Source organism: Lysinibacillus sphaericus (genome assembly GCF_006864135.1).
GTDB lineage: Bacteria > Bacillota > Bacilli > Bacillales_A > Planococcaceae > Lysinibacillus.
Map to the genome: position 1 here is coordinate 410,301 of NZ_SADV01000002.1, position 12,074 is coordinate 422,374.

At 35.9% G+C, this 12,074-nt stretch carries 9 protein-coding genes; 4 read left to right on the forward strand and 5 right to left on the reverse strand.

Annotated elements, in window-relative coordinates:
* Window positions 1-6 precede the first annotated feature (6 nt).
* Genes C7Y47_RS04240 through C7Y47_RS04250 form a run of 3 tightly spaced genes read right to left on the reverse strand, consistent with a single transcriptional unit; the run spans window position 7 to window position 3,362 of the window.
* Window positions 7-990, reverse strand: coding sequence for an extracellular solute-binding protein (locus C7Y47_RS04240; RefSeq protein ID WP_142507612.1), 984 nt, complete (start codon window positions 988-990; stop codon window positions 7-9).
* Window positions 953-2,617, reverse strand: a complete 1,665-nt coding sequence (locus C7Y47_RS04245) for an ABC transporter permease subunit (protein WP_142507613.1) — start codon at window positions 2,615-2,617, stop codon at window positions 953-955. The genes C7Y47_RS04240 and C7Y47_RS04245 overlap by 38 nt, the downstream gene beginning before the upstream one ends.
* The gene (locus C7Y47_RS04250; RefSeq protein WP_142507614.1) at window positions 2,610-3,362 is read right to left on the reverse strand and encodes an ABC transporter ATP-binding protein; all 753 of its coding nucleotides are present in this window, start codon (window positions 3,360-3,362) and stop codon (window positions 2,610-2,612) included. The genes C7Y47_RS04245 and C7Y47_RS04250 overlap by 8 nt, the downstream gene beginning before the upstream one ends.
* A gap of 146 nt (window positions 3,363-3,508) precedes the next feature.
* Here C7Y47_RS04250 and C7Y47_RS04255 point away from each other — a divergent pair, with 146 nt between their 5' ends.
* Complete coding sequence (locus tag C7Y47_RS04255; RefSeq protein WP_142507615.1) at window positions 3,509-4,285, forward strand: DeoR/GlpR family DNA-binding transcription regulator; 777 nt, start codon at window positions 3,509-3,511, stop codon at window positions 4,283-4,285.
* Window positions 4,286-4,497: 212 nt separating this feature from the next.
* On the opposite strand, the gene C7Y47_RS04260 is transcribed toward C7Y47_RS04255, so the two are convergent.
* On the reverse strand, window positions 4,498-5,268 hold the full coding sequence (locus C7Y47_RS04260) for a Cof-type HAD-IIB family hydrolase (RefSeq protein ID WP_142507616.1): 771 nt from the start codon (window positions 5,266-5,268) through the stop codon (window positions 4,498-4,500).
* A 449-nt stretch (window positions 5,269-5,717) separates the two neighbouring features.
* On the opposite strand from C7Y47_RS04260, the gene C7Y47_RS04265 reads away from it, so the two are divergent.
* Both C7Y47_RS04265 and rnjA read left to right on the forward strand, forming a co-directional pair.
* Complete coding sequence (locus C7Y47_RS04265; protein ID WP_142507617.1) at window positions 5,718-5,927, forward strand: DNA-dependent RNA polymerase subunit epsilon; 210 nt, start codon at window positions 5,718-5,720, stop codon at window positions 5,925-5,927.
* A 5-nt stretch (window positions 5,928-5,932) separates the two neighbouring features.
* Window positions 5,933-7,600: a ribonuclease J1 gene (gene rnjA / locus C7Y47_RS04270; protein WP_142507618.1), complete on the forward strand. Its 1,668-nt coding sequence runs from the start codon at window positions 5,933-5,935 to the stop codon at window positions 7,598-7,600.
* Between the two features lie 342 nt (window positions 7,601-7,942).
* On the opposite strand, the gene C7Y47_RS04275 is transcribed toward rnjA, so the two are convergent.
* Window positions 7,943-8,776, reverse strand: coding sequence for a TetR/AcrR family transcriptional regulator (locus C7Y47_RS04275; RefSeq protein WP_142507619.1), 834 nt, complete (start codon window positions 8,774-8,776; stop codon window positions 7,943-7,945).
* A 99-nt stretch (window positions 8,777-8,875) separates the two neighbouring features.
* Between C7Y47_RS04275 and C7Y47_RS04280 the strand changes: the two genes are divergently transcribed.
* Window positions 8,876-11,965, forward strand: coding sequence for an efflux RND transporter permease subunit (locus tag C7Y47_RS04280; RefSeq protein ID WP_142507620.1), 3,090 nt, complete (start codon window positions 8,876-8,878; stop codon window positions 11,963-11,965).
* The last annotated feature ends 109 nt before the right edge of the window (window positions 11,966-12,074 follow it).

Genomic DNA, 12,074 nt, shown 5'->3' on the forward strand with positions numbered 1-12,074 from the left:
AGCTCCTTATCGTTGTGCTTCTTTAAAGAACGCTTGATGTTTTTCTAATAAATCTACCGTTAATGTTGTGTCCCATTTCTTTAAATATTTAGGAACAAACTCTTCATTTACTTGTTCACTTTCATAAAGGGCAACAGGATATTGCTTCAACAAATCAGGACGGGCATCTGTTGCTATTACTTTGGCTATTTCGCGCGCTAACGCTTCATCCCCCTCTTTATCTACCACAGCCACTGATTCTGTTAATGTAAAGTTACCTTCCTTTGGATCGATGTAATCAATCGGCAACCCTTCTTTTTTAGCATCGATCGCCTGAATACGTAGGCCAAACCCTACAGCTACCTCGCCCGTTTTTACTTTTTTAATTGGTCCTGAACCTGAACTTTCAATATGTGGTCCAGCATTTTTGATTAAATCAGCTAATATTTGTTTACCTTCTTTTTCTCCATACTCATTAATAATTGCTTGTACTAACAACCAACCTGTTGAAGAGTCAAGAATATTAGGAAATGACAATAAATCTTTATAGGCAGGGTTTGTTAAATCCTTTATAGATGTTGGAACTGGCAAATCTTTTTGTTTTAACAAATCCGTATTGATAAAAATCGAGCCGATATTCCCTAAAATCGGTAACGCAAATGTAGAGCCATCATCTAGAGGCTTTAAATCAGAAGATAAATCTACAAACATTGACTGAGATTTTTGCGCACTTTCAATAAAATAAGAAGCCGTTGTAACGACATCCGCCTCAATGTCTTTCCCCTCCGCCATTATTTTCCCACCCAGTTCAGAAGTTCCGAATGATTGGATTAAATATTTACCTTCGTAACCCTTTTTATCTAATGTTGCTTCCATTACTTGAATGGCTTCATCATCCGCATTTGAATAAATAATGACTTGATCTTTCGAACCCGCTTCCGCTCCTCCACAAGCAGCTAAAACAATTGCAGAGCTAACTGTACCTAACATCATTACCGTTGATTTTTTCATCTTTATGCTCCTTTGTTTTTTCTTTAGGTGTTGCTATATAATCACAACCTAATTTCACAATAAGGTTTGTGCATAAAATAAAAATCGATAGGACAAAAATATCTGTATACTTCGCAAAATGTTGAAGTTCTTTTATACGTGTCGATACAAGCATCGTTTTCGTACTGACAAGGAAAATCACCCCACTAACAGTCACCATAGCGTTTAAAAAATAATAGCTAAACATTTGATAAATCGTAGGCCTGATATTCGGCAATATAACGCGAATAACCGTTTTTAACCACGAATCTTTTAATAGTTCCGCCGTTACTTCCCATGTCGGATCCATTTTTTGCAATGAATTTTTCGCCATTAAATATGGTGTTGTAAAGAAGTGAACAATATTACACGCAATAATGATAAGGAAAGTCCCTTTTAAGGTACTTCCGTTAAAGAAAAACAAATAAGAAAGACCAAGTACCATGCCTGGCACAGTATTCGTAATCATCGAAGCAAAATCTAAGCTTTTCTTCCCTTTAAGTGGCGTTCGTACATTTAATAGAGCGGCTACAAATGCTACACCTACACCTAAAACAGCTGTCAAAACAGCAACAATTAGTGAATTCATATAGACTTGCTTCAAGCCTTGTTCAGCTAAAACGTTTTTCACATGCTCTATAGTAAAGCCGAAATCATATGGATAGCCCTTGGTAAAAGGTACTATAAATATTGTTGAAAACATGATTAACACTGAACCTACACAGACCAATGAGAAAACAGTAAATATCAAATCACGTAACCGATGAACAACGAGGTCACTTTTAGAAACTTGCTTATATTGAAAATTAAATCGTTCTAAAATAGTTAACATAACAACTCCAAGTACAGCAGGTACTAACATTAAAATCGAAATCACTGCACCTCTCTCGAAATGTACAATGGAGCCAAGCATTGCTTGATATAGCTCAGTTGCAATAACTTTGTAGCCTCCACCAACTGACGCGGGGATCCCGAAATCTGTAAAGCTTAAAACAAACGATAATATGAATGCCCCACCAATCGCCCCTAGCATCGGTCGCAATACTGTATGATAAAATCTTCGTAATGGACGATCATGCATCAGCATGGAAACTAGCAGAAAACGTTTATCAATGTATTGCATAGAATTTTGCATTAATATAAAGGCAACAGGTAATGTATAAAGTACATAACCAATTAACAAACCGTTAAATCCATATACCGTAAACAAGGGCTGACCAAATATCTTCGTAATAATCCCTTGATTGCCAAAGGTATAAATTAGTACAAAACCATATGTAATGGTCGGTAATAGCATCGGCAATGTAATACCAACTTGGACAAGCTTTTTCGTAGAGCGGTGCATCGTTGTAAAATGCACAGCATAGGCCAATAAAAAAGCTAAAATTGTCGTAATCAAAGCCGCTACTAAAGAGACTTGAAAACTATTTAAAAACGCATCACGAATCTCTACATTTTGCAATGTTTCCACATAGTTTTGAATGGTGATGGCCTTCCCCTTTTTTAAAGACTGCCAAAACATATAAAGTAACGGAACAATTAAAAAGAATACTAAAAAGAAAAGAATCGGCAGAAAAATCAATTTCATCATTTTATTTGTTTTAAGCATAAGATTCTCCAAATAGTTGATAAATGTTATGACGTTTTATATGAAGCTGCCTTAATATAAAATCTTCCACAAATTTATTTTCTGGCGTATTTACTATTTCTTGCGGCGTTCCAAATTGCGAAACAGTTCCTTCATTAATAATTAACACTTTATCCGATAGTGTGAGAGCCTCCTCTGGATCATGAGTTACAATGATTGTCGTTAAATTAAATTGGCGAGCAATGGATTGAATACGTTCCTTAATCGATTCTTTTATTACTCCATCAAGCGCACTTAACGGTTCATCCAACAATAAAATTTTAGGTTGCATGACAAGTGTTCTAGCTATAGAGACACGCTGTTTTTGTCCACCTGACAATTCATGAATCTTTTTATGTAAATGTGGAGTCAGTTCTAAAAAGTCTATATATTCCTGAACCTCCGCTTTTGACATTCCTTCTTTTTTATTTTTTAAACCATACACGATGTTGTCATACGCATTTAAATGCGGAAACAATGCAAAGTCCTGAAAAACAATATTAAACCCTCGATCTCGCATTGATTGTTTCGATATATCTTGTCCATTGAAAAAAAGCTGTCCATTCGTTTGTTTTGTAAGACCTAAAATAATATTGAGTAAAGTTGTTTTTCCACAGCCACTCGGTCCTAGTAAAGAAACTATTTCACCAGATTGAATGCTTAAATTTATATTCTCTATAACTTTTTTATTTTTATAGTTTTTCGAGATATTTTTTAGTTCTAACAAATCCTTCACCTCTCTTTAGTTCTTAGTTTTAGTTTAGGGGCAATTTGTAAAGGAAATTACGGATTTGTGTAAATGTTGAGTAAATCATGACCAAGTGTTGACAAAGTTATAAGTATTTTGGGTAAATAATAAGGAGAGGTGATGAAATGTATACAATAGAAAGGCAACAGCTTATTTTGCAATTTGTACGGAAACATAAGGTAGTAAAATTAGTAACACTAACAAATGAGTTCAACGTATCCATGGAAACAATCCGTCGTGATATTCAACAACTTGTTCAAGAAAAGAAAATCGAGAAGTTTTATGGCGGTGTAAAATATATTGAGCCTGTTGAGGGATTGATTGATCACAGACTTCATGAACAGCTACCAGAAAAAATCGCTATTGCAAAAGCATGTGCTTCTTTAGTACAAGACGGGGAATGTATTTTTATAGATAGCGGAACAACCACATACCAAATGACACCATTTTTATTAGAGAAAGAAAAATTAACTGTCATTACAAACTCACTTCCAGTAGCCTTTGATTTAATTGGCTCCAATATCGAAGTGATTATCCTCGGTGGTAAAATTCGACATTCCGAAAAATCTGTAACGTCTAATGATTTCCTCTTCCGCTTCGATCACCTTAATATTAATAAAGCTTTTATTTGTGCTAGTGGCGTATCGATTGAAAAAGGAATTTCCGATTTCAATTTAGAAGAGGCTATTACCCGGAAACAAATTATAAATATTTCTCAAACTGTCTTTGTAGCAGCAGACTCTTCAAAATTTAACAAAGATGTCGCTATTCAAGTTTGTCCAGTAAATGAGGTAGATATGATTATTACTGATTACGCTCTACCAGAAGACACGATCAATCATTTCACGGATAAAGGTATACAACTAAAAATAGTAAAAACAAACATTAAAGACACTGAATAATTTACTAAATACAAAAGCAACTAGTTGTAAGAATTGATTAACAACTAGTTGCTTCTTTAGTTTCTTTTTTCAATCATTTATGCCTGCAGATGTCTTTTGCGCGAAAGCGGAGCGGCAGCGACAATAGGATGCAGGTCAATTAGCCTATATCCTTTATTAACGCGCCGGAGGCTTTACTTATTTCAGCGGATGTTTGAACCCGCTGAAATTAGTTAGATAATATTTAATTGGCGCATGATTTTAGCAAGACCATCCTCGTCCACATGCTCTGCAACATGAGTAGCAACAGCCTTCACTCTCTCATGTCCATTCCCCATCGCCACGCCAGTCCCAACAGCTTGCAACATTTCAATATCGTTGAGTCCATCCCCAAAAGCAATCGCATCATTTAACGTCAGCCCTATCTTCTCAAGGACCTTTTCAATACCAGCAGCCTTCGAGCCTCCCTTCGGTAAAATATCACAAGAATAGTGATGCCAGCGTACAAACTGCACGTTTGGAAATGCCTTACGATATAAATGTTCATCTTTTTCTTCCATAAAAATAAGTGTTTGATAGACATCGTTCTGCATATAATAAGTTGAGTCTATAGTTGGATACTCGTATTTCAATGTATTTAGACTTTCTACTACCATATCGTTATTTCCTACAGATGCAATCATACGCTTGTCGTCTAAAAATACTACAGGTTCATTTCGCGCTTCACCAAAGGCAATGATTTTGGCTAGTTCATCTTTTCCAACACCATTTGCATAGATAACCTCACCACGATAAACAACATATTGTCCGTTAAATGTCACATACGTATTAATATCTAGCTCTTCTAGTAAGGATTGAATCATGAAAGGTGCACGTCCAGTTGCAATCGCTATCTCATATCCATTACGACGAGCTTCAAGAAGTGCCCCTTTCGCAGAAGCCGGTAATATTTTCTCACTATTATAAAGTGTACCATCTACATCAAAAAATAATATTTTCTTCATCTTATAGTCCCCTTCATTATGTATTATTCTGCAAGGTTAATGACTTTACAGAGGCAATATTTTTTATTATAATGATCCTAAGGAGTGATGTGCCATGTTGAAGAAATTCAAACGTAAATTGTTGAAGCAACTTCGCGGCATACTCGGAAAAAAATCAATTGCCTAACATTTGCCCTTCATTATTTGAAGGGCTTTTCTTTATTTTAGAGTAACTGCGTGATAATATAAAGGAAATGCATTTATTTGGCTATGTGCAACCACTGTCTCATTGCTTAATTCAATTACACCTTGTTGTAATTACGTCTGGATTGTAACACTGAGAATACAAGAACTTCAAACGCCTAATTTCTTCTTTTGCTTACTAGAAATTTGCTGTTTTTTCTTGTAGTACGTGTGTGGTATTAGTCAAAGGTGCAAGAAAATTGTACGCAATTAAAGGAGAGCAAACTATGATTTACAAAGTTTATTATCAAGAAAAAGCAAATGAAATTCCAGTTCGCGAAAACACTAAAAGTCTATACCTAGAAGCTGCTTCAGAACGCGAAGTACGTGAAAAGCTAAAAGACCGAAACTACAACATCGAGTTCGTTCAATTGCTTGAAGGTAACTATTTAGTCTACGAACAAGCAAGCCCGAACTTTATCTTGGAGGAAATTTAACAAACATGAAGTTTGTTAAAAATGACCAAGCAGCTGTTTTCGCGCTCGGCGGACTGGGCGAAATCGGCAAAAACACTTACGGCGTTCAATTTCAAGATGAAATCATTTTAATTGATGCCGGCATTAAATTCCCAGAAGACGACTTACTCGGTATTGATTACGTTATTCCGGATTATACGTATTTAGTACGCAACGTTGACAAAATTAAAGGATTATTTATTACACATGGACACGAAGACCATATCGGTGGTATTCCCTACTTATTACGTCAAGTAAATGTCCCTGTCTATGGCGGTAAGCTTGCACTTGGTTTATTACGCAATAAGTTAGACGAGCATGGCTTACTACGTACAACAAAGCTTATCGAAATTAAAGAAGAAGATGTTATAAAGTTCAGAAAAACATCTGTTAGCTTCTTTAGAACAACACATAGTATTCCAGATGCTTACGGAATCGTTGTAAAAACACCACCTGGTAACATCGTGCATACAGGTGACTTTAAATTTGACTTTACACCTGTAGGAGAGCCAGCTAACTTAACAAAAATGGCTGAAATCGGCCGTGATGGCGTACTGTGCTTACTTTCAGATAGTACGAATGCAGAAAAGCCGAACTTCACAATGTCAGAGCGTACAGTTGGTAAAAGTATCGATGAAATTTTCCGTAAGGTTGATAGTCGTATTATTTTCGCAACTTTCGCATCTAACATTCACCGTTTACAGCAAGCAACAGATGCTGCAATAAAATACGGAAGAAAAATTGCTGTCTTCGGACGTTCAATGGATAATGCCATTACAATTGGTCGTGAACTAGGCTATATTAATGCACCAAAGGATACATTTATTGATGCCCAAAGCATTAATCGTCTTCCTGCCAATGAAGTAATGATATTATGTACAGGCTCTCAAGGTGAACCAATGGCTGCTCTTTCTCGTATTGCCAATGGTACACATCGTCAAATCCAAATCCAGCCTGGTGACACAGTTGTCTTCTCTTCTTCACCAGTACCAGGAAATACAGTAAGTGTAAACAAGATCATCAACTTACTTTTCCGTGCAGGGGCAGAAGTTATACATGGTGCACTAAATAATATCCATACTTCTGGTCACGGTTCACAGGAAGAACAAAAATTGATGTTGCGCTTAATGAAGCCTAAATTCTTTATGCCAATTCACGGTGAATTCCGTATGTTGAAAATGCATACTCATCTAGCAGAAGATTGTGATGTTCCGCTTGATAATACATTCGTCATGGAGAATGGTGACGTGCTAGCATTAAGTGCCAACGAAGCACATGTAGCAGGTCGTATTCCTTCAGGAGACGTTTATATTGATGGCAATGGTATCGGAGATATCGGTAATATCGTATTACGCGATCGACGCATTCTTTCTGAAGAAGGTTTAGTGATCGTTGTTGTAAGTGTGGATATGGAAAACCAAAAAATCGTTTCCGGTCCAGACATTATTTCACGAGGCTTTGTTTACATGCGTGAGTCAGGTACGATGATTAATGAAGCACAAAAAATGCTAAACCGTCACCTAAACGAGACCATTCAAGGCAAAACTCCTCAATGGACTGAGCTGAAAAATGAAATTACCGACGTTTTAGGACCATATTTATTTGAAAAAACAAAACGACGCCCTATGATTTTACCGATAATTATGGAGGTTTAACATCATTAAAAAACTACGCAAAATTGCGTAGTTTTTTTATTTTCATTTTTTTGGAACCTCTTTGCTCTTTTTTTCGTATATAGTATGACGACTCTAAAACCATTTCAAACGACAATGAATTAGAGTAATTATATCCCTATTTTAACACTATCAGAAACCCTGCCCACACTTCTAGTCACCTAGACTATTTCTTAATTGCCGCTAACACTTCAAGTTTTCTTACAGTATTCTTTAATCTTAACTAATTTCGCAGTGTCATAACTTTAACTATCGTTACAGACACTGTTAAATGTAGATAAGGATCGCTCACCCGTCTTAGAGTGTGCAATCCTATCCTTATGCCTACATATTAAAGTATTTAGCTATTACATAAGCAATCCAACGATAATCTGGCTGCAAGCGTATGTTTTCAATTAAACCTTTTATAATCGGTTTACTATAGGTTGGATTTTCGACTTGTTCTTTTAATAATTCTAGAGACTCGCGTTCTATAGTTTCTATTAAGCCATCTAGATGTTGTTCGATTAATTCTAGCAAAGATTCCTTTGAAAATTCTTCATTACAAGGTTTTGCTGTTAATTGAACGAGTTCTTCGGTCATAAATGGAATCGTTGTATACCTTGCAAGAATTTCCGTCTTTTCAGCTAGAGATTTAGACAATTGATCTAAATCGAGTGGTATATCAGAAAAAATAAAAAGTTCTGAATAACTTTTCATGAATCCTTTAATGCAATACATAACATCATATTTTGTTTCGTCGAGTTCATCCTGATATAGCTGCTCAAGCATATAGATAATCGACTTAGACATCTCGACATCATAGGCAATTATTTTCTGAAACAATTCTTTTTTTGTAAGAAGTACTTTCTCATTAAAAAACACACGGGCAGATGCAGCATGTTTTTTAAAAGCTTGAAAAATACTTTTGTAAAATTCAACTAAAATGATATCTTTACTAAGTGAACTTCTGACTACTTGGTCAACGTCAGTGACAAACTGTTGTAGATAATTCTCTACCATTGAAATTAGAAGCTCGTCTTTTGTTTTGAAAGATAAATAAAATGCGCCTTTTGAAATCCCACATCGTTCTGTAATTTGCTGTACAGATGTAGCTTCAAAGCCTTGTTCTGAGAATAGCTCCAACGCTTTCTCCATAATAAGTTGCTTTTTTAACATACTTTTAATTCTCTCCTAATGTGTTTCATTGACAAATGACCGATTAGTCATTAGTATATATAACGAAATCTAGTTAGTCAATAAAGGGTAGGTGTGAAGGTGAAAGGTTTAGTTAATTTCGTATTGAAAAACAAATTGGCAGTGTGGTTATTAACAATTATCATCACTGTCTCTGGTATTTATTCAGGTACAAAAATGAAAATGGAATCCATACCTGACATTTCTATACCATATTTAATTGTAATGGGTGTTTATCCTGGTGCAACACCTGAACAGGTAATGAATGAGCTTTCCATACCATTTGAAAAATCAATTGAAAGCTTAGAAGATGTAAAAGCAGTTTACTCATCATCCTCTTCAAACGTAGCACAAGTTCAAGTGGAATATGACTATGGAATTGATATGGATGAGAAAAAACGCCAATTAGAGTCCGCTTTAGAAGGTATAAAATTACCTGAAGGTGCTCAAAAACCAACAGTTATGGCAATTAGCATGAATATGATGCCTGTTGTCGCTTTATCGGTTAGTAGCTCTAAGGAAGATATTGTCGGATTAACGTCAACAGTAGAAAACATTCTACTTCCTAAAATCGAAAAAATTGATGGCGTTGCTTCAGCAACTATCAACGGTCAGCACATTAATGAAATATCATTTAAATATGATAAAGCAAAAATGGCTGCTCTTGGCTTAACAGAAGATTCAGTCAAGCAAATGATTCAAGCAAGTGATATGTCACTTTCACTTGGTTTATATCAATTTACTGTAGGTGAACAGGCCGTTTCAGTAGACGGTAAAGTTAAATCTATCGATGAGTTAAAAGACTTATTGATTCCAGTTACACCTTCAGCTACAAATCCTTCTCCATTCGTTCGCTTAGGCGATATTGCAACGATTGAAGTCGAAGGTAAAGTACAATCCGTATCACGTACAAACGGCAAAGATGCGATTGCGATTCAAATCGTTAAAGCTCAAGATGCCAATACGGTAAAAGTCGTAAATGCAGTGAAAGATTTAATGAAAGACGAAGAAAAATCATTAGACGGCCTAAAAGTGGATATCTCACTTGACCAAGGTAAACCGATTGAAGATTCAGTGTTTACAATGATTGAAAAAGCAGTATTCGGTGGTGCCATTGCCGTATTAATTATTTTACTATTTTTACGTGATTTCAAATCAACAATTATTTCGATTATTTCTATTCCAGTTTCAGTATTCATGGCATTACTACTATTAAACTGGATGAATATCACATTAAACATTATGACTCTCGGCGCGATAACCGTGGCGATTGGTCGTGTAATTGATGACTCCATTGTAGTTGTTGAAAATATTTATCGACGTATCCATTTAAAAGATGAAAAACTAACAGGTCGCGCTCTTATTCGTGAAGCGACAATTGAAATGTTCAAACCAATCCTTTCTTCTACATTAGTAACCATAGCAGTATTCGCCCCACTAATGTTTGTAGGCGGTATGGTTGGCGAATTATTCATGCCGTTTGCGTTAACAATGTCGTTTGCGCTAGGTGCTTCATTAATAGTGGCGATTACAATTGTTCCAGCTTTATCTCACTTCCTATTCCGTAAAAAAATATACGGTGAGAAAAAAGAAAGTCAACATAAAGAAGTTGGTAAACTAGCTCTTTGGTATAAAGGTGTACTAGCAAAATCATTAAATCATAAAATCATTACATCAGTTATAGCGATTGTACTGCTTGTTGGTTCTCTTGCTTTAACACCACTTATTGGCTTCAGTTTCATGGGCTCACAAGAAGATAAGGTTATGTACTTAACGTACACTCCTGGTACAGGCGAGCTAATGAAAGATACAGAAGCAAATGTTGCAAAAGTAGAAAAAGAATTAATGAAACGTAAAGACGTTAATATTTTACAAGTTTCGATCAATGACCCTAAACATGTTGATCCTTCGGCAATGATGATGGGTGGCGGTGCTGGTGGTGCCTTAATGTACCTCATCTTCGATCCAGATATGAAGGACTTCCCTGAAGCACGTAAAGAAGTTGAAGATTATGTAACTAACATCGGTCAATCAGGAGAATGGAAATCTCAAAACTTCTCATCAATGTCATCGTCTTCAAATGCAGTAAGTTACACATTATATAGTGAAGATTTAGATAAGCTTCGTAAAGCAGTGAAACAAGTAGAAGGCGCACTAAAAGAAGTTGATGGTTTAGAAGAAATTAAGTCTGATACTGAAGATCCATTTGTTGAGAATACCTTAAAAGTAGATCAAAAAAATGTTCTACAATACGGTTTAACTACTGCTCAAATTGTAATGGCTTTAAATCAAAATACATCACCAGAAGTTCTAACTAAAGTTCAGTATGATGGTGAAGATATTGATGTTATTGTACAGCATGAAGAAAAAGCTGCTGCTAAATCTCTTGATGATGTATTAGCTACTAAAATCCAAACAGCTTTAGGCACAACAATGACAATCGGTGAGTTAGTAAAAGTAGAAGAAGGCACTACATTAAACTCATTATCTCGCTCAAAAGGTGAATACTTCGCAAAAGTTTCTGGTACGATTATCGGTGACGATATTTCAAAAGCTACTTCAGCTGCTGATAAAAAAATCGATAAATTAGATTTACCTAAAGGTGTAACGACTGGCGTTGGAGGCGTTGCTGCAGACATGCAAGAAACGTTTACACAGCTTGGAATTGCTATGTTAGCTGCGATCGCGATTGTTTACTTCATCCTAGTAGTAACATTCGGTGAAGGTTTAGCACCATTCGCTATTCTGTTCTCCCTACCATTCGCAGTAATTGGTGCATTTGTCGGATTATTCGTCACAGGTCAAACAATTTCTGTTTCTGTTATGATGGGACTATTAATGCTAATCGGGATCGTTGTAACAAACGCCATCGTATTAGTAGACCGCATTATTCATATGGAACGTGACGGACTTGCAATGCGCGAGGCCATTTTAGAGGCTGGTGCAACTCGTTTACGTCCAATCCTAATGACTGCCATAGCAACAATCGGTGCGATGATTCCAATGGCACTTGGTAATGGTGGCAGTGGTCTAATTTCAAAAGACCTAGCAATTACAGTAATCGGTGGTCTACTATCCTCAACTTTATTAACATTAGTAGTTGTACCAATCGTTTATGAAATGCTATCTAAAATGTTAAAGAAAAACCGAAAAGACGTTAAAGATAATTAATAAACACATGTAAAAAGGGCTCTCCATTGAAGGAGGGCACTGAAAAACTTACGTTTTCATAAAAGCGAACCTTTCTCAGATAAAAATAAGGCACTTCTTGTTCGATTTT